Annotated in this window: 10 protein-coding genes and 2 pseudogenes; all 12 read left to right on the top strand. The window is 67.8% G+C overall.

The features are described 5' to 3' along the window. Positions 1–163 precede the first annotated feature (163 nt). Positions 164–1,129 (top strand): alpha/beta hydrolase family protein, encoded by a 966-nt coding sequence (locus tag ABZV44_RS44385; RefSeq protein ID WP_354851092.1) that lies wholly within the window; start codon positions 164–166, stop codon positions 1,127–1,129. 354 nt (positions 1,130–1,483) lie between these two features. Beyond that, the gene (locus ABZV44_RS44380; protein ID WP_354851060.1) at positions 1,484–2,527 is read left to right on the top strand and encodes an alpha/beta hydrolase family protein; all 1,044 of its coding nucleotides are present in this window, start codon (positions 1,484–1,486) and stop codon (positions 2,525–2,527) included. Between the two features lie 117 nt (positions 2,528–2,644). Continuing rightward, positions 2,645–3,997, top strand: a pseudogene (locus tag ABZV44_RS44375) (alpha/beta hydrolase-fold protein); the annotation flags it as partial. A 193-nt stretch (positions 3,998–4,190) separates the two neighbouring features. Further along, positions 4,191–5,168: an alpha/beta hydrolase family protein gene (locus ABZV44_RS44370; RefSeq protein ID WP_354851057.1), complete on the top strand. Its 978-nt coding sequence runs from the start codon at positions 4,191–4,193 to the stop codon at positions 5,166–5,168. Between the two features lie 278 nt (positions 5,169–5,446). Next, a pseudogene (locus ABZV44_RS44365) lies at positions 5,447–7,234 on the top strand (alpha/beta hydrolase-fold protein); the annotation flags it as partial. Between the two features lie 535 nt (positions 7,235–7,769). After that, entirely contained in the window at positions 7,770–8,306 is a 537-nt protein-coding gene (locus tag ABZV44_RS44360; RefSeq protein WP_354851054.1) for a DUF732 domain-containing protein, read from the top strand. Then, a complete protein-coding gene (locus ABZV44_RS44355; protein WP_354851051.1) occupies positions 8,303–9,286 on the top strand; it encodes a cutinase family protein in 984 nt (327 codons plus the stop codon). The genes ABZV44_RS44360 and ABZV44_RS44355 overlap by 4 nt, the downstream gene beginning before the upstream one ends. A gap of 472 nt (positions 9,287–9,758) precedes the next feature. Next, the gene (gene fadD32 / locus ABZV44_RS44350) at positions 9,759–11,681 is read left to right on the top strand and encodes a long-chain-fatty-acid--AMP ligase FadD32 (RefSeq protein ID WP_354851048.1); all 1,923 of its coding nucleotides are present in this window, start codon (positions 9,759–9,761) and stop codon (positions 11,679–11,681) included. Positions 11,682–11,849: 168 nt separating this feature from the next. After that, entirely contained in the window at positions 11,850–16,991 is a 5,142-nt protein-coding gene (gene pks13, locus ABZV44_RS44345; RefSeq protein WP_354851046.1) for a polyketide synthase Pks13, read from the top strand. 54 nt (positions 16,992–17,045) lie between these two features. Further along, positions 17,046–18,590, top strand: a complete 1,545-nt coding sequence (locus ABZV44_RS44340) for an acyl-CoA carboxylase subunit beta (protein WP_354851043.1) — start codon at positions 17,046–17,048, stop codon at positions 18,588–18,590. A gap of 118 nt (positions 18,591–18,708) precedes the next feature. Next, a complete protein-coding gene (locus tag ABZV44_RS44335) occupies positions 18,709–19,185 on the top strand; it encodes a hypothetical protein (RefSeq protein ID WP_354851040.1) in 477 nt (158 codons plus the stop codon). Positions 19,186–19,302: 117 nt separating this feature from the next. Continuing rightward, on the top strand, positions 19,303–19,509 hold the full coding sequence (locus ABZV44_RS44330) for a DUF5988 family protein (RefSeq protein WP_354851037.1): 207 nt from the start codon (positions 19,303–19,305) through the stop codon (positions 19,507–19,509). Positions 19,510–19,634 lie beyond the last annotated feature (125 nt).

Below are 19,634 nucleotides of genomic sequence, written 5' to 3'. Positions count from 1 at the left end.
TTTGGTCGCGAGGGGTGTTTCGCCGCCTGGCGACACCGAATATGCGCCTAAGAAAGATCCTGCGGCAACAGCTTCTGCATTTCGGATGTGGTCATCGGAGACCACGCTCGTGAAAGGCGAGTCGATGCGGTCTGTTCGGGTACGCGAGTGGGTGCAGCGGTCAATGGCCGGTTCGGTCCGGGCGGTTTTGGCGGTTTTGGCTGTGACGGTGACGGTTCCGCTGGCTGGGACAATCGGGGGGATGACGCCTGCGCATGCGTCATTCGATCCGGGCGGTTACGACTTCTGGGTCGATTCCGACATGGGCCCGATCAAGTCGCGCATCTTCCGCGCCCATGACGGCAATACCCGTCGCGTGGTGTACGCGCTGGACGGATTGCGTGCCCGCAACGACCTTTCCGGCTGGGAGATCAACACCGATATCGAGCGGGCGCTCACCGCGTGGAACATCAATGTGGTGATGCCGGTGGGCGGCCAGTCCAGCTTCTATTCGGATTGGGTGGCCCCGTCCGATACCAATGGCCAGACCGTGCCGTATGCCTGGGAGACCTTCCTGACCCGGGACCTGCGCCGTGCGCTGGCCGCCCGGCTGGGCTTCAATCCGCGCGGGAACGGGGTGTTCGGGCTGTCCATGGGTGGCAGTGCTGCCCTGGTGCTGGCGGCCTACCATCCGGATCAGTTCCGTTATGCCGGATCGTATTCCGGCTATTTGAACATTTCGGCCCCGGGTATGCGGGAGGCCCTGCGGGCGGCGCTGCTGGACGCGGGCGGCTTCAACATCGACGACATGTGGGGGCCGCCCTGGAGCGAATTGTGGCTGCGCAACGATCCTTTCGTAATCGCGCCGATGTTGCGGGACAACGGCACCAGGATGTGGATCTCCAGCGGCAGCGGTGTTCCCGGTCCGCGGGATGTCGTGGAAAACCCGCTGGACGCGTACAACGTGACGGTTGCGATGGGTCTGGAATCCATAGCACTTACCAATACCCGCGCGTTCCAGGGGCGCATGGACTCCCTGGGCCCCAGCAATGCGGTGTTCGACTACACCTCCGAGGGTGTGCACGCCTGGCCCTACTGGTCGGATCAGGTCTACAAGATGCTGCCGGATCTGAGCGCCAACCTCGGCTGAGTGAAACCGCCAAGCGTCCTTGCGGCGTAAGGGATTTGCACGTTGCCGCGACATCACGGGGGATTCGCGATATGGTCACCGCACCATTACGGTCGTATGCGATAGTGACTGAGTTGATTCACTGAACCAGCCACTCATTAGCGTGGCCTTGCCAACCGCTCGGAGCGTCGAATACCCTCCAGCGAGCAAGTGTGACCAACCCGTGGTAGCGCTTCACTCACAGGGAAGTGTCGGGATTCGCTGTGAGCGGTGATTGCGCATGTCCGAGCATGGCTTTGTCATGCCGGGGGTACGCGATTGACAACTTAAGACACCGCAGCAGCGCAGTGCTGCGGTAGAGAAGGAGCAATATCCATGCGTTTCGGCAGGTCTGCCGTGCCGGGAGGAGTTTCGTCGCGACGCCGTGCGCAGAGTGCTTGGCGCACACGGCTTGTCGCGGCCACCGTCACCGCGGCGGCACTCGCGGTCCCGACCGCCTCCCTGGCCGTCCCGTCCATCGCCTCGGCCGCCCCGGCGTTCGGCCCGATGCACCGCGGTATTCCGGGCAGCTTCGAAGAGCTGATGGTGCCGTCCAGCATGGGCCCGATCAAGGTCCAGGTGCAGTGGGCCAAGAACGGTGGCAGCTCCGCGGTCTACATGCTCGACGGCATGCGCGCCCGCGATGATCGCAATGCGTGGGCCAATGCCGATGAGGGCGACGCCCCCGGCATCTTCGCCAACGACGACGTGAACGTCATCATGCCGGTCGGCGGTCAGTCCAGCTTCTACGCCGACTGGGTGTCGCCGTCCAACACCAACGGTCAGAAGTACACCTACAAGTGGGAGACCTTCCTGACCAGGGAACTCCCCGATTTCCTTTCCGGCTACGGCGTTTCGCGCAACAACACCGCCATCGCGGGGCTGTCCATGGGCGGTTCGGCCGCCCTCATGATGGCCGCCTACCACCGCGACATGTTCAAGCAGGCCACCTCGATGTCGGGCTACCTGAACCTGTCGGCGCCGGGCATGCGTGAGGCCATCCGCCTGGCCATGCTGGACGCCGGTCGCTTCAATGTCGACTCGATGGCCGCGCCGTGGAGCCCGGCCTGGCTGCGCATGGACCCGTTCGTGTTCGCGCCGCAGCTCAAGGGTCTGCCGATGTACATCTCGTCCGGTAACGGCATCCCCGGCCCGTACGACGGCGTCGGTTCCGCCGCAGACGTTTTCAACACCGGTAACGCCATCGCGCTGGAGGCGCTGGCGAGCGTGAACACCCGTGCCTTCCAGGCGCGGCTGGGGCAGATCAACATTCCGGCCCAGTTCGACTTCACCGCGACCGGTACCCACAAGTGGCGCTACTGGCACGACGAGCTGGTGAAGGCCCGCCCGCAGATGCTGAGCGCGCTGGGTCTCGCCTAGTAGGAACGACCGCTGCTCGCCCCGGCGATAGCGTGAACGAATGAACCGGCCATCCGACAGGGTGGCCGGTTCTTTTATGCCTCCCCATCATTCGCCGCGACGCGGTAGAAACCTACTGTGACAGCTGTGGCAATTGGTAGATGGGGGAGAGGCGGCCGCAGAGGGCTGGCCGCGCTCGCGGTAGCCACGACGGCCTTGCTGACGGGTGGGGTTGCCGGTTGGGGCGCAACGGCATTCGCGGAACCGGGGGGCGCTCCACCAGCGGGTGAACCGGCGAAGCCCACCAAACCCGATATTCGAAATGTGGTGTGGCTGAGCGACAGACGCGTCGCCCTGTGGGTGGATTCCGCCGCCATGGGCACCCAGATCCAGGTGCAACTGCTGCTGGCCAGAGACTGGAAAGCCAAGCCGGACAGCAAATTTCCCGTGCTCTACCTGCTCGACGGTCTGCGCGCGGGCGACGATCAGAGCGGGTGGACCAAAGACGCTGAGGCGGAAGGCTTCTACGCCGACAAGAACATCACGGTGGTGCTGCCGGTCGGCGGCGCGGCCGGCTTCTATTCCGATTGGAAGCAGCCCGACAACGGCACGACCTACAAGTGGGAAACCTTCCTCACCAGGGAATTACCGCCGCTGCTCGACCGCGACTGGCGCACCACGAATGTGCGCGGTCTGACCGGGCTCTCCATGGGCGGCACCGCGGCCATGGCGCTGGCGTCCCGCAATCCCGGATTCGTGCGCTACGCCGCCTCCTTCTCCGGCTTCCTCACGCTCACGACTCTCGGTATGCCGCAGGCGATCGCGTACGCCATGCGGGACGCGGGCGGCTACAACGCCGACGCCATGTACGGCCCGCCCACCGACGCGGAATGGGAATCGCACGATCCCTACGCGCTCGCGGAAAAATTGAAGGGCCTCAGCCTGTATGTGTCCAGCGGCAGTGGCCTGGCGGGCATCCACGACATTCCGGCCGGGGTTCCGGGCGTGAGCACCAACTGGGTCGGCATGGCGCTGGAAGTGCTGGCGCGCTTCTCTTCTCAGCAGTTCGTGGCCAAGCTGGACAAGCTCAGCATCCCGGTGCAGGTGAACTACCGGCCCTCCGGCACGCATTCCTGGCCGTACTGGGATTTCGAGATGCGGCAGTCCTGGCCGCAGGCGGCGGCCGCGCTGGGCGTGGAGGAGACCAAGCCGGACTGCGCCGCCGCGGGCGCGATTCAGCCTGTGGCGCTGGCGAAGTCGTGGCTGGGCGACTGCCTGACCGCGGAATATCCGGTGGCGGGTGGTGCGGCGCAGGACTTCCGGGGCGGACGGGTGGTGTGGTCGGCGGCCACCGGCGCGCATCCGGTGGGCGGCATGATCGGCGGCGCGTACGCGGGCGCGGCGGGACCCGCTGGCGCACTCGGCTTTCCCACCTCCGATGAAACGCCCATACCGGGCGGAGTGCAGCAGGCTTTCCAGCACGGCACCATCGTTTTCCACGACGGCAGGGCCGAGATACACGCCAGCTGAACCGGATACCCGCCGATTACCTCCGGGTCGGCGGTAGAGTGCACCGTTGTCCGTGACTCCCGTCACGTCGGTGTGGTTCCCCCTGCGGTTCAGGAGATCGATCTCTATGGCAGTACAGGGCGCTTCGTCATGCCCGCAGCACGGTTCGATTCGGATGTCCGGACGCGCCCGCGTCAGACGCCGCTGGCGGCGCGCCCTCGCGGTCGTCGCGGCCGTGTTGGCGCTCCCGGCGCTGGCGGCGCCCGCCCTCGCCATGCCCGCGCATCCTCAGCACCGCGCCCGCGAGGGCGGCTTCGAGGAGCTGATGGTTCCCTCCAGCATGGGCCCGATCAAGGTGCAGGTGCAGTGGGCCGCGCATGGCGGCGACGCGGCGCTGTACCTGCTCGACGGCCTGCGCGCCCGTGACGACTTCAATGCCTGGAGCTTCGAGACCAACGCCCTGCAGCAATTCGCCAATGACAATGTCACCCTGGTGATGCCGGTCGGCGGGCAGTCCAGCTTCTATACCGACTGGCGATCGCCCTCGAACACCAACGGGCAGAAGTTCACCTACCGGTGGGAGACCTTCCTGACCGAGGAGCTGCCCGCCTTCCTCGAGGGCTACGGCGTCTCCCGGACCAACAATGCGGTGGCCGGACTGTCCATGGGCGGGTCGGCGGCACTCGCGCTGGCCGCTTATCACCGTGACCAGTTCAAGCACGCCTCCTCGTTCTCGGGCTACCTGAACATCTCCGCGCCCGGGATGCGCGAGGCCATCCGCATCGCCATGCTCGACGCCGGCCGCTTCAATGTGGATTCGATGGCCTGGCCGTGGAGCCCGCAGTGGCTGCGCATGGACCCGTTCGTCTTCGCACCCCAGCTCCGCAACCTGCCCATGTTCATCTCCGCGTCCTGGGGCGTGCTCGGCCCGCACGATCACCCGGACTCCCCCATCAGCATCTTCAACACCGCGAATGCCGTTGTGCTGGAGGCCCTGTCGATGGTGAACACACTCTCGTTCGTGGGCCGGATGACCCAGCTCGGCATCGGCGCCCACTACAACCTCCAGGTCGAGGGCACCCACTCCTGGCCCTACTGGCAGGACCAGCTGGCCACCGCCCGCCCCGACATCCTGGCCGCACTGGGGGTTTGATTCTGGGCGTATGCCAACGCGGCCGCTGATTTCGTGGCGGTCGGGGTAACTCCGGGGGTACGCCCGAAATCGGTTTGCCACCTGACCGCCGGCACGCGTGCGGGACGCCGACGGCTCTCGGCTGTGCGCTGAAGATGCGGGGAGGCGGGTCGGCAACTGGACGTTTGCTGTGGAAAGGTCCGTTTCCGTGTGTCCTGCCGGGACTGGCGGGCTTGCGGAGGTACAACACTTGTGTGGCTGGAGTTGTCCGTGGGATCAAAAGCAGGCGCGTGCGCTGGATGGCATGCGCTGTAGCGACGCTGTTTCCGCTGGCCGCGGGCACTTTCGCGCAGTGCGGACCGGCAAGCGCCGCACCGGATGCGCCCGCCGCTCCCGCGGCGTCCATCCAGAAGATGTCGTGGCTCAACGACCGCCGGGTCGCCCTGTGGGTGAATTCGCCGGCCACCGGCGCACCCATCGAAGTCCAGTTGCTGCTGCCGCGTGACTGGAACGCCAAGCCGGACGCCAGGTTCCCCGTCGTCTACATGCTCGACGGTCTGCGGGCCACCGACGACGAGAACGGCTGGACCAAGGACGCGGGCGCGGCCGGCTTCTACGCCGACAAGAATTCCCTGGTGGTGCTGCCCATCGGCGGCCAGTCCAGCTTCTACGCCGACTGGCTGGCCCCCGACAACGGCCACAACTACAAGTGGGAGACCTTCCTGGTGAAGGAGCTCCCGCCGTTGCTGGAGAGCCAGTTCCGCGCCACCGATGCGCGTGCGGTGGAGGGACTCTCGATGGGCGGCACAGCGGCCATGATGCTGGCCGCCCGCAATCCCGGCTGGGTGCGCTCGGCCGCCTCCTACTCCGGTTTCCTCACCCTGACCTCGCTCGGTATGCCGCAGGCGGTCGATTTCGCCATGCACGACGCGGGCGGCTTCGACTCGGCGAAGATGTTCGGCCCGCCGGGCAACCCGGCCTGGAAGGAACACGACCCCTACGAGCTGGCCGACAAGCTCAAGGGCGTGGCCCTCTACGTCGCCAGCGGCAACGGCGTCGCGGGCACGACCGACCCGCTCTCCGACATTCCGGGCATCACAAGCAATTACGCGGGCCTGGGCCTCGAGGTGCTGTCCCGGCTGAGCACCCAGAACTTCGTGGCCAAGCTCAATCAGCTGAACATCCCCGTCTCGGTGAACTACCGCCCGTCCGGCACTCACACCTGGCCGTACTGGGATTTCGAGATGCGCCAGGCCTGGCCGCAGACGGGCGCCGCGCTGGGCGTGGACGCGACCCCCGTCGACTGCAGGACCGGTGGCGCGATCGCGCCGGTGACGCAGGGCAACTCCTGGCTCGGTGACTGCCTCACCGCGGAGTACCCGCTGCCCGGCGGCGTGGCCCAGGACTTCCGCGGCGGCAAGGTGTTCTTCTCGCCGGCCACCGGCGCCCAGCCGGTCGCGGGTGCGATCGGCGGCAGCTATGGCGGACTGGGCACGGCGGCAAGCGCTCTGGGCTTCCCGATCGCGGGCGAGGGCGGCCTGCCCGACGGCCGTGGCCGACTGCAGCCGTTCCAGCACGGGTCGATCTACTGGACCCCGCAGACCGGTGCGCAGGCGGTGCGCGGGGCCATCCTCGACGAATGGGCGAGGCAGGGCTACGAGCGCGGCCCGGCCGGGTACCCCACCGGCCAGGAGGCCCGGACGCCCCAGAAGGACGGCGCGGTACAGGGTTTCGAGAACGGGCCCATGTACTTCAGCGCCAGGACCGGCGCGCACCTGGTGCAGGGCCTGATTCTGGGCAAGTACGCGCAGCTCGGATTCGAGAACAGCCCTTACGGATTCCCGACCTCGGGTGAGCAGCCGGTGCGGGACTTCGGCCGCTGGTCCGGCTTCGAGGGCGGCAATATCTACTGGAGCCCGCTCTCGGGCGCCTGGGGCGTGCGGACGGGTCCGATCATGGATGCCTGGGGCGCAACCGGATTCGAGAACGGACCGCTCGGCTACCCGATCTCCGACGAGAGCCCGACCCCGGGCGGCACCCAGCAGACCTTCCAGGGCGGCACCATCACCATCCGCGACGGCCGGGCCGCCGCGGCCACTCTCGACGGCCGCCCGATCGCCATCCCCGGCGCCGAGCAGCCCAAGCCGGCCCCGGCCCAGCCGGCCGCCCAGCAGCCCGCATTCCCGCTGCCGGGCCTGCCCGCCCTGCCGCTGCCGGTGCCGCCGGCCCCCGCCCCCGAGGTTCCGGTCCCCGTCCCGGCGACCCCGGCCGCCGCCCCCGCCGCCCCGGCCGCCCCGGCCCCGGCCGCGACCCTCGCGCCTGCTCCGGCACCCGCGCCTGCTCCGGCACCCGCACCCGCACCTGCCGCGGCTCCGGCACAGCCATCTGCCACGGCTCCGGCTCCGTCCCCGGCATCCGAGCCCTCACCTGCCGATCCCGCGCAGCCCGCGCCCATTCCGGCGCTGGGTCCGGAGGTCCGTCCCAACTGAGACTTTCCGCAAAAATAGCCCTAATCGGCCCTAAGAAGTGGATGTGGTTCCGTTGTGGCCCGGGACTCCGTCCCGGGTTGCGGCTAGCCTGGGGGCGACCTCTTGCCCCTGGACAGATATAGGAAGCGAATTGATGCACGGTACCCGTGGAAAGGTATTCGGCGTGGTGGCCGCCTTCGCCGCCGCTGGACTGCTCGCCGCCTGCGGTAGCAACGACTCGACCGCCAAGAGCACGCCCACGCTCACCACGACCAAGACCACGGCCGCCGCGTCCGCCACCCCGGGCGACGCCGCGCCGTCCACGGATCAGCAGGCTCCGCAGGCCGCGCCGGATGCCGGGACCCCCAGCGCCACGGCCGAGCGCCCGGCGCCGGTGCCGAGCCAGTTCCTCACCACCCCGAACGGCTCCCCGGCGCTGTCGGACAAGGAGAAGAGCTTCCTCGACGAGCTGAAGAAGGCCGGTATCACCCCGGGTTCCCCGGACATCGCCGTCACCGCGGCCAATCTGGTGTGCCAGGGTAAGTCGGAGAACGCCCCGCAGGATCAGATCATCACCTACGTGACCGCGATCGCCGGTTCCGATCCGTCCTTCGATCCGTCCAAGATGACGGTCGAGCAGGCGGGCAAGATCTACTACGACGTCGCCTCGAAGAGCTACTGCAACAAGTGACGACGCGACGCCGAATCGGACAAACCCGGTCACGGCCGGTGGGTTGCCTGCTGCTCGCCATCGCCGCGATCGTGATCGTGGTCGTGGTGGCGCTGCTGCTGTGGTACCTGCTGGCCGGGCGGTTGCGGCTGCCCGGCCCCAAGCCGCCGGCCCCGCCCCGTCCGAGTTCGCAGCCGGCCACCTGCCCGGACGTGCTCATGCTGTCCGTGCCGGGCACCTGGGAGTCGAACAGCCGCGACGACCCCTACAGCCCGGCCGCGAACCCGGCGTCGCTGATGCTGAACATCTCCAATCCGATCCGGGCCAAGTTCCCCGATGAGCGGGTCGAGGTCTACACCGTCCCGTACGTCGCGCAGTTCTCCAATCCGGTCGCCATTCCGCCGGACGGGCAGTCCTCCTACAACAACAGCCGTTCCGAGGGCGCCAAGCGGGCCAGCGACAAGCTCGCGCAGACCGCCGCCCAATGTCCGCTCACCACTTACGTTCTGGCGGGCTTCTCGCAGGGCGCGGTGATCGTCGGTGATATCGCCGCGCAGATCGGCGCGGGCAAGGGCCCGGTGGCCGAGGACCAGGTGCTGGGCGTGACCACCATCGCCGACGGCCGCCGCGATGTCGGCGATCCGGGCGAGGCCATCGAGATCGGCCCGACCCCGCCCGGCGTGGGCGCGGAGGTGGCGCTCAAGGGCCTGAACGTCCCCGGTATCACCATGACCGGACCGCGCGGCGGCTACGGCAAGCTCACCGGCCGCACCTTCACCATCTGTGCCGCAGGCGATTTGATCTGTGATTCCCCTCGTCAGGCGCTGAGCCCGAACAATATCCTGGGCAGCCTGAACATCCTGGTCCGCGCCGCCGGCAATCCGGTGCACAGCCTCTACAACGGCTACCAGGTGGACGACAACGGCACCACCGCCACCGAGTGGACGGTGAACTGGGCGTCGGGTCTGATCGAAAACGCTCCGCACCCTGCACATACGTAAGCCGTCGCGCAGCGAAGCTCAGGCGTTCGGGCGCACCCTGGTCGATGGGTGCTCCACCGGCGGTGTGACCCCCACCGACCGACCCCCCAGTTTCGGGGTCACCCGGTAAAGTGCTCCGGGTTGCGACACTGCCGAGACCCGGTGCGTGCGGCAACTCACATCCAGTCCTAGTTGTGTCCTATGTGGGGCGCTCCCCACCCATTTGGAGGCATTCGCGCCGGTCATTCCGTAGTCCAGAGATGTGAGCTGGGAGATGTTCGGCCGCTCCGAAGCATGGCCGGGCAGCTGCTCTGTAACATGTCCCTGGTTTGAGAACATCTAGCCAATAGACGGTCACCGCGCAGACCGCAACACAATTCTGCAGGTTGGCTCTCGTATGGAGCTTCCGCGGGCGAAGAGAGTCGGGGCCTCACAGGTAACAGCGGCAATGCATGCCGTCTCATGCCGCGTGTGCCTCGGAGGAGAAGAAGGAATGGACGAGACTTTCGACGATTACCTCGACGAAACGGGGAACATCACGATTCCCGAGGGACGCACCCTCGTCGACTACGTCGAGAAGCACACTCACGGTAACGACGCCAATGACTTGGCCTACCGCTACATCGACTACTCACGCGAGCGCGACGGTGAGTACCAGGACCTCACTTGGAGTCAGTTCGGTACGCGGCTGCGCGCGGTGGCCGCCCGACTGCAGCAGGTGACCAAGCGGGGCGATCGGGTCGCGATCCTGGCTCCGCAGGGCCTGGATTACGTCATCTCCTTCTTCGCCGCCATCTACGCGGGCACCATCTCCGTGCCGCTGTTCGATCCGGACGAGCCGGGCCACACCGATCGCCTGCACGCGGTCCTCGGTGACTGCACGCCCTCCGCGATCCTGACGGCGAGCTCCTCCGCCGCCGGTGTCCGCCAGTTCTTCCGGTCGCTGCCCGCGGCCCAGCGCCCGCGCATCATCGCCGTCGACGCGATTCCCGACAGCGTCGGGGAGTCCTGGATCCGCCCCGACATCGTGGTCGACGACATCGCCTACCTGCAGTACACCTCCGGCTCCACCCGGGTGCCCGCCGGTGTCGAGATCACCCACCGCGGTGTCGGCACCAATGTGCTGCAGATGGTGAACGCGCTTGATCTGAACGAGAATTCGCGCGGCGTGACCTGGCTGCCGCTGTACCACGACATGGGTCTGCTGACGGTGATCCTGCCCGCCGTGGGCGGCAAGTACATCACCATCATGTCCCCGGCCTCGTTCGTGCGCCGGCCCTCGCGCTGGATCAACGAGCTGGCCGCGGTGTCCGACGGCGCCGGAACCTTCGCCGCCGCACCGAACTTCGCCTTCGAGCACGCCGCCGTGCGCGGCCTGCCCAAGCCGGGCGAGTCGCTGGACCTGTCGAACGTGCTCGGCCTGATCAACGGCTCCGAGCCGGTGACCACCACCTCGATGAAGAAGTTCAACGAGGCGTTCGCCCCGTACGGCCTGCCCAAGACCGCCATCAAGCCGTGCTACGGCATGGCCGAGGCCACCCTGTTCGTATCGGCCACCCGGCACGAGGACGAGGCCAAGGTCATCTATGTGGACCGGCTGGAGCTCAATGCCGGTCGCGTGAAGAAGGTCGAGCAGGGCGCGGAGAACTCCATCGCCCAGGTGTCCTGCGGTTACATCGCGCTGTCGCAGTGGGCGACCATCGTGGACGGCGACTCCATCGACTCGCCCGCGGGCGCGCGTGAGCTGCCCGACGGGCAGGTCGGCGAGATCTGGCTGCACGGCAACAACATCGGCATCGGTTACTGGGGCCGCGCCGAGGAGACCCAGAAGACCTTCCGTAACCAGCTCGCGCATCGACTGTCCGAGGGCAGCCACGCGGAGGGCGTGCCGGCCGACGGCATCTGGCTGCGCACCGGTGACTACGGCGTCTACGTGGACGGCGAGCTCTACATCACCGGCCGCGTCAAGGACCTGGTCATCGTGGACGGCCGCAACCACTACCCGCAGGATCTCGAGTACTCCGCCCAGGAGGCCTCGACCATGCTGCGCCCCGGTTTCGTCGCCGCCTTCGCGGTGCCCGCCAACCAGCTGCCCGCCGAAGTCTTTGCGCAGGACAGCCATTCGGGCCTGAAGTACGACGCCGACGACGCCAGCGAGCAGCTGGTCATCGTGGCCGAGCGCGGCCCGGGCGCGGGCAAGGCCGACCCGGGTCCCATCGCGGATGCGGTCCGCGCGGCCATCTCGTCCCGGCACGGTGTCACCGCGCGTGACATCCTCCTCGTTCCGGCCGGTTCGATCCCGCGTACCTCCAGCGGCAAGATCGCCCGTCGTGCCTGCAAGGCGGAGTACATCGGCGGCACGCTGCGTGGTGGTTACACGCAGCAGGCCTTCCCCGATGCACCAGACGAGGAGTGAGACGACCGTCTCGAAGTTGGATGGCGCGAGCCCGTTCGGTTCGCGCCATTCATGCATGAAAGGCAGTGCCGTTCCGGCACGCGAAGACAGAGCCGTTCGGGCAGGGAACGGCGAGAGTCTCGATAACAACGCCGCGCACCGTGAGCAGACAGGTAGCTTGAGGAACTGATGGCTGAGAACGAGGGCACGGACCCCACCCAGACGACCGAGAACGCACCGGCGGCCGAAGGCGCGGCCACGCAGAAACCTGCTGCGGCCGACATGTCGGTGGCCGACCTGCGGGAATGGCTGTGCCGCTGGGTCGCCGACGCGACCGGGCAGCCGATCGAGAACATCACCGTGGACCGGCCGATGGAGGAGTTCGGCCTGGCCTCGCGCGATGCCCTCGCACTCGGTGGCGATATCGAGGAGCTGACGGGGGTCGTGCTGAACGCGACCATCGTCTACCAGCACCCGACCATCGCCTCGCTGGCCGAGCGAATCATCAATGGGGAGCCCGACCTTCCGGCCGACGTGGCTGACGACTCGTTCTACACCCAGGGTTTCCAGCCGGGCCAGGCGCACGATGTCGCCATCGTCGGTCTGTCCACCCGCCTGCCCGGTGCGGGCGATACGCCTGAATCCACCTGGGACTTCCTGATCAATCGCGGTGACGCGATTCGCGACCTACCCGAGGGCCGCTGGTCGGAGTTCCTCGACGATCCGCGCTTGGTAGAGCAGATCGCCAAGTCCAACACCAAGGGCGGCTACCTCGACCAGGACGTCCTCAAGAGCTTCGATGCCGAGTTCTTCGCCCACTCGCCGGTCGAGGTGGAGCGCATGGACCCGCAGCAGCGGTGGGCGCTGGAGTTGACCTGGGAGGCATTGGAGCACGCCAGGATTCCCGCCAATACCCTCAAGGGTCAGCAGGTCGGCGTCTTCATCGGTTCGACCAGCACCGAGTTCATGCTCCTCGCGGGCATGGCGGTCGGGAACACCGATCCGGGCACGCCGCTCTCGGCCGAGGGCTACGGCATCATGGGCAGTGTCTCGGCCATCATCCCCAACCGGGTCTCGTACTTCTACGACTTCCGCGGCCCGTCGGTGGCCGTCGACACCGCGTGCTCGTCCTCGCTGGTAGCGGTGCACCAGGCCGTTCGGGCGCTGCGCAACGGTGAGGCCGATCTGGCGCTGGCCGGTGGCACGAACGTGCTGCTGTCCCCGGCCGCGACGCTGGCCTTCGACGCCAATGGCGGCGTGTCGAAGGACGGTCACATCAAGGCGTTCTCGTCGGACGCCGACGGCATGGTCCGCTCCGAGGGCGGCGGTCTGGTCGTGCTCAAGCGGCTGGCCGACGCCGAGCGCGACGGCGACACGATCTACGCGGTCGTCAAGGGCTCCGCGGTCAACAGCGACGGCCGGTCCAACGGCCTGCTGGCCCCGAACCCGGACGCGCAGGCCGATGTACTGCGCAGCGCCTACCGGGACGCCGGAATCCCGCCGTCCCAGGTCGACTACATCGAGGCGCACGGCACCGGCACCCCCATCGGCGACCCGATCGAGGCGGATGCGCTCGGCCGCGTCATCGGCCGGGGCCGTGAGGCCGACAAGCCCGCCCTGCTGGGTTCGGCCAAGACCAATTTCGGTCACCTGGAGGCCGCGGCCGGCGCCGCGGCTCTCGCGAAGGTCATCATGGCGTTGCAGCACAACGTCATTCCGCCGCACCTCAACTACGCGGGTCCCAGCCCCTTCATTCCGTTCGACCAGGCGCACCTGAAGGTCACCGACCAGCCCACCGAATTCCCGCGCTACAGCGGCAAGGCCACCATCGGCGTCTCGGGCTTCGGCTTCGGTGGCACCAATGCGCACGTGGTCATCCAGGAGTACGTGCCGGCCCTCGCCGCAGCGGAGGCTTCCGAGACCACCGGCCTCGACAACGAGACCACCGACGTGATCGCCGCGGCCGAGGCCATCACCGAAACCGTTGCGCCGGAGCCGGAGTGGGGCAATCGCGAAGAGCCGATGCCGCTGATCCTCCCGGTGTCGGGTTACCTGCCGTCGCGGCGTAAGCGCGCCGCCAAGGATCTGGCCGACTGGCTGGAATCCGAAGCGGGACAGGCGACTCCGCTGGCGGATGTGGCCCGGACCCTGGCCAAGCGCAACCACGGCCGCTCGCGCGGCGTGGTCGTGGCCAAGACCCATGACGAGGCCATCGCGGGCCTGCGGGCCATCGCCGAGGGCAAGCCGGGCACTGGCGTCTGGACCGCCGATTCCCCCGCCGCCAAGGGCGCGCTGTGGGTGATGGCCGGTTTCGGTGCGCAGCACCGCAAGATGGGCAAGCAGCTCTACACCGAGAACTCGATCTTCCGTAACGCCGTCGATCAGGTCGACGAGCTGGTCATGGACGAGGCCGGGTACTCGGTCAAGGAGATGATCCTCGACGACTCCATGGACTGGGACATCGGCACCGGCCAGGTCGGTACCTTCACCATCCAGGTGGGTCTGGCCTCGATCCTGCGCGCGCACGGCGCCGAGCCCGAGGGCGTGGTCGGCCACTCCCAGGGTGAGGTTGCGGGAGCGTACATTTCGGGCGGTCTGCCGCTCGAGGACGCGGTCCGGGTGATCTGCGCGCGCTCGCGGCTGATGGCCGAGGGCGAGGCCATGCTCACCGACGACCAGGTCCGCAATATGGCGCTGCTGGAGTACTCCGCCGAGGAGATCACCAAGCTCGTCGAGACCGAGTTCCCCGAGATCGAGGTCGCGGTATACGCCGCGCCCAACAACACGGTGATCGGCGGCATGCCGGACCAGGTGCACGCGATCGTGGCGCGCGCCGAGGCCGAGGGCAAGTTCGCCCGTGTGCTGCAGACCCGCGGCGCGGGCCACACCTCGCAGATGGACATGCTGCTGGGTGAACTCGCCGCCGAGCTGGCCGGCATCGAGCCCACCAAGCTCAAGCGCGACCTCTACTCGACCGTCCACAAGGACACCGTCTACCGCGCCGGGCACGCGCCCGTGCAGGACGTGGACTACTGGGTCATGAACATGCGCGGCTCGGTGTACTTCACCAACGCCATCCGGCAGGCCGTCGACACCGGTATCACCACCTTCCTGGAACTCGCGCCGAATTCCGTTGCGCTCATGCAGGTCCTGGGCACCACCTTCGCGGCGGGCGTGCACAATGCGGCACTCATCCCGACCCTCAAGCGCAAGGAGGACGAGGCCGCGGGCGTCATCTCCGCGCTGGCACAGCTGTACGTGCACGGCCACAAGGTGGACCTGCCCTCGCTGCTGCCCGCCGGTGACTTCGCCGCCGCGCCGCGCACCGCGTTCCTGCGCAAGCAGTACTGGCCCAAGGTGACCGGCGGCTTCGGCGGCGGCGCGGGCAATGCTCGTGTCCCGGGCGCGCACGTCGCGCTGCCGGACGGCCGCCACGTCTGGGAGGTGCAGGCCCCGGCCGTCACCGACCTGGCCGCACTGGTGAATGCCGCTGCCGCGCAGGTGCTCTCGGATGTCACCGTCGGCGCGTCCATCGCGCACGGCGCGGTCCCTGCCACCGGCACGCTGACCACCACGCTCACCCCCCACCCGGGCGGCGCGTCGGTGTCGGTGCACGCCAAGGAGGGCAATGCCTTCCGCCCGCTCTTCGACGCCGTCGTCACTGCGTCTCTCCCCACCCACGGACCCCTGGCCGCACCGCTGCCGGAATCGGCTGTGGCACAGCCGGTCGCGGCCGTCCAGGCGGCTCCCGCTGCCGAAGTAGTCGAGGCGGCCCCCGGCGAGCGCTGGGATCCCAAGGGCACGCAGACCATCGAGCAGCGCCTCGCCATCATCGTGGCCGAGTCCATGGGCTACGCGGTCGAGGATCTCCCGATGGAGATCCCGCTGATGGAGCTGGGTCTGGATTCGCTGATGGCCATGCGCATCAAGAACCGCGTGGAATACGAGTTCGACATTCCGCAGCTGCAGATCCAGGCCGTGCGCGATGCCAGCCTGCTCGAGGTCGGCAAGGTGCTGCGGTACGCGATCGAGCACCGCGATCGGCTCGATGACATCGCCGCGCGGCAGGCCGCCGGTGAGGAGATCACCGTCGACGCCGACTTCATCGCCGCCGCGCGGGCCGCCATGGCCGCCGGCGAAGACCCGGCCGCGCTGCTGCCCAAGACCGAGACCACCGATGTGGTGGCCGAGGCCGGGGAGAGCGTCGCGGAGCACGAGTCCGCCGCGCCGATCGCCGAGACCGACGCCGACAATGTGCCCCCGCGCAATGGCGAGGAGCGACTCGCCTTCGCCACCTGGGCGCTGGTGACCGGCAAGACGGCGGGCGGCATCTTCAACCCGCTGCCCGAGATCGACGACACCACGCTGGAGAAGCTGGTGGCCCGGCTGTCGGAGCGGGTCAAGGCCGAGGTCGACCCGGCCGAGGTGCGGGCCTGCAAGACCATCGAGCAGCTGTCCGAGGTCGTTGTCCGCTATCAGGGCAAGAGCTCCGATCTGGAGGGCTTCGTGCGCACGCTGCGCGCGCAGGAGGCCGGTTCGAATGCGGTGCCGGTCTTCGTGTTCCACGCGTCGGGCGGCAACACCCTGGTGTACGAGCCGCTGCTGAACCGGCTCCCGGCCGGGACCCCGATGTACGGCCTGGAACGGGTCGAGGGCACCATCGAAGAGCGTGCGCACCAGTACATTTCGGAAATTCGCAAGCGGCAGCCGGAGGGCCCGTACATTTTCTACGGCTGGTCGCTGGGCGCGGTGTTCGCGTTGAAGGTCGGCGAGATCATGCGCGCCGAAGGTGCGGACGTCCGGCACGTCGGCCTGATCGACCTGGCCATTCCGGTCGAGCCCTTCAGCGACGCCCCCGAGGAGCGGGTGGAGCGGATCCGCCGCTACCAGGCGTTCGCGCAGAAGACCTACGGCTTCAATGGGGAACTCGATCAGGAGCAGCTCGAGGAGCTGGCCGCGGCGTCCGACGCGGAGCAGATCGACATCATCATGGAGCTGCTGAAGTTCGCCGGGGTCGACATCCCGGGCGGCGTGATCGAGCATCAGCGCACCTCGTGGATCGACAGCAAGGAGCTGCAGAAGATCGAGCCGTCGAAGTACGACGGCGCCGTCGCCCTCTACCTCGCCGATCGCTACCACGACGGAATGATCGAGCTGGAACCGCGTTTCGCGGACCGGCGGCCGAACGGCGGCTGGCAGGAACACATTCCGAATCTGGAGATCATCCACATTCCGGGCGATCACATCCAGATCATCGACGAGCCCCGGATCGCCACCATCGGCGCCGATCTCACCAAGAAATTGTCGGAAATCGACACCACAACGAAATAGCACCACGACGACACGAGTTCTGGGAAAGTAGGTTTTTGCCGAGAGGAGTGTCCAGTGAGCACCACCGCCGACAAACTCGCCGACCTTAGACACAAGCTCGACATCGCGAGGGAGCCGGCGGGAGAAGCGGGAATCGCCAAGCGGGCCAGGAAGGGAATTCCCTCGGCCCGCGACCGCATCGAGATGCTGCTGGATCCCGGGACTTTCGTGGAAGTCGGTGCGCTGGTGCGCAATCCGGGCGACAAGGCCGCCCTCTTCGGGGATGGCGTGGTCACCGGCCACGGCCTGGTGGAGGGCCGCCCGGTGGCCGTCTTCTCGCACGACCAGACCGTCTACGGCGGTTCGGTCGGCGAGATGTTCGGCCGCAAGGTCGCGGGCATCCTGGAATTCGCGGCCAAGATGGGCTGCCCGGTGGTCGGCATCAACGACTCCGGCGGCGCCCGCGTGCAGGAGGCGGTGACCTCGCTGGCCTGGTACGCCGAGCTGGGCCGGCGTCAGGAACCGTTGTCCGGCTTGGTGCCTCAGATCTCCATGATCCTGGGCAGCTGCGCGGGCGGCGCGGTCTACGCGCCCATCAATACCGACGTGGTGGTGGCCACCGAAGCGGCCTACATGTTCGTCACCGGGCCCAAGGTGATTCGCGAGGTCACCGGTGAGGATGTCAGCCTCGAGGAGCTCGGCGGCGCGAAATCCCAAGCCCAGTACGGCAATATCCACCACGTCGCCCCGGACGAGGCCGCCGCCTTCGAGTGGGTGCGCGAGTACCTCGGCTATCTGCCGTCGAGCTGCACGGAGCTGCCGCCGGTGGTGAATCCCGGGCTGGAACCGGAGATCACCGACACCGACCTGGAACTCAACGGCATCGTCCCCGACGCCGACAATGCCGGCTACGACATGCACGAGATCCTGCTCCGGATCTTCGACGACGGTGCGTTCCACGAATTCGGTGAGGCCGCGGGCAAGAACGTGATCTGCGGCTTCAGCCGCGTGGACGGCCGCACGGTCGGCGTGGTGGCCAATCAGCCCCTGGTCTACGCCGGTGCGCTCGATGCCCGCGCCTCGGACAAGGCCGCGCATTTCGTGCGGCTCTGCGACGCCTTCGAGATCCCGCTGGTCTTCGTCGTCGACACCCCGGGCTTCCTGCCCGGGGTGGAGCAGGAGAAGATCGGCGTCATCAAGCGCGGCGGCCGGTTCATCTTCTCCTTCGTGGAGGCCACGGTCCCGAAGGTCACCGTGGTCATCCGCAAGTCCTACGGCGGCGGCTATGCCGTCATGGGGTCCAAACAGCTGGGCGCGGACGTGAATCTGGCCTGGCCCACCGCCCGGATCGCCGTCATGGGCGCGGAGAGCGCGGTGTCGCTCATCGGCGCCAAGACCCTGGCGGCGGCTCCCGAGCCGGAGCGCGCGGCCATGCGCAAGCAGATGATCGAGTTCTACAACGCCACCGTCGCGACGCCGTGGGTGGCGGCCGAACGCGGCTATATCGACGCGGTCATCGAGCCCGCCACCACCCGCCTGGAAATTCGGCGCGCCCTGCACCTGTTGCGCGACAAGAAGACTCCGGAGAATCCCCGCAAACACCATCTACTGCCGTTGTAGCCGCGCCTGTTTCGGTGCGCGCCATGGCGGGATTCGGCGCCGGCCATTGCGACCCGCCCTCGTGTGTGAAAACATCTCATTTCAATTTCGAAAATGAGAGCTTGGGAGCGAAGCAGTAATGGCTACCCTTCGAATTCGGCACACGATCATCGGCGGCGCGGCCACCGCCGCGACCGCCCTGGCGGTCCTGTCCGCCGCACCGGCCGCCTCCGCACAGGTCACCGGGCTGTCGGCCGGGACCGGGCTGGCGCACGTCAATACCACCTACACCCTGACGGCGTCGGTCGGCGGCGCGAACGCGGGCAGCCAGGTGGGCTTCTGGATCGCAAGCCCGTCCGGCGGCGCAGCCACGTACATGGGCGCCTCTCCGGTGGATTCCAGCGGTCACGCGACCTACCAGTGGACCCCGACGACGGCGGGTACGTACACGCTCATCGCGAGTGACGACGGCAGCAGCACCAGCAACAACGCCCAGACCATCGGCGTCAGCGTGACCGCGGTTCCGGTGGGCGGCATGGGCACCGGCAGCGCCTCGAAGATTCCGATCATCGGCGGCCTGCTGAGCGGCCTGCTGAGCCAGTTCGGCCTCGTCTGACACCGATTCGCACCGTTCGAAACCGGCCTCGCCCCGCTCACGGGCGGCTTGTTCGGGCGGCTCGCCGATTGCGCTGAATCTATTGGGTGACCCGTACAGATGTGAGAGCCTTCAGCTATGAGTACCTCACCCTTGGCGCTACTCGAAGGCGGGCCGGATGGCCTCGAAACGCGGATCGTCCCGATCACGCCACCGGGCGTCGAGCTGCGAGTGGCGTTCGGGGACGGGTACGAGCGCTACAAAGTGACGTCACGCTGGCAGGACACTCCGGAGGGGAGTCTGCCCGTCTACGAGTGGGTGGCACACGTGGACGTCAAGAAATAGCAACTGGAATTCGATAGGACCCGGAAGAGCAGTGGCCGGGCCCCCCGGGGCGGGGGGGCCCCCCACAAAAACGGTACCCGGGGGGAATGGGCGCCACAAACCCCGGGAGCCCAAAACCGCGCCGG

The sequence above is a fragment of the Nocardia sp. NPDC004860 genome (assembly GCF_040609015.1).
Taxonomy (GTDB): Bacteria; Actinomycetota; Actinomycetes; order Mycobacteriales; family Mycobacteriaceae; genus Nocardia.
This window is presented reverse-complemented; position numbering and strand designations above follow the sequence as displayed.

Excerpts from the sequence above, each read along its gene's own strand:
- fadD32 (WP_354851048.1), top strand. The coding sequence starts at position 9,759 with ATGGACGAGACTTTCGACGATTACCTCGACGAAACGGGGAACATCACG.
- ABZV44_RS44335 (WP_354851040.1), top strand. The coding sequence starts at position 18,709 with ATGGCTACCCTTCGAATTCGGCACACGATCATCGGCGGCGCGGCCACC.
- ABZV44_RS44360 (WP_354851054.1), top strand. The coding sequence starts at position 7,770 with ATGCACGGTACCCGTGGAAAGGTATTCGGCGTGGTGGCCGCCTTCGCC.
- ABZV44_RS44370 (WP_354851057.1), top strand. The coding sequence starts at position 4,191 with ATGTCCGGACGCGCCCGCGTCAGACGCCGCTGGCGGCGCGCCCTCGCG.
- pks13 (WP_354851046.1), top strand. The coding sequence starts at position 11,850 with ATGGCTGAGAACGAGGGCACGGACCCCACCCAGACGACCGAGAACGCA.
- ABZV44_RS44330 (WP_354851037.1), top strand. The coding sequence starts at position 19,303 with ATGAGTACCTCACCCTTGGCGCTACTCGAAGGCGGGCCGGATGGCCTC.
- ABZV44_RS44380 (WP_354851060.1), top strand. The coding sequence starts at position 1,484 with ATGCGTTTCGGCAGGTCTGCCGTGCCGGGAGGAGTTTCGTCGCGACGC.
- ABZV44_RS44385 (WP_354851092.1), top strand. The coding sequence starts at position 164 with ATGGCCGGTTCGGTCCGGGCGGTTTTGGCGGTTTTGGCTGTGACGGTG.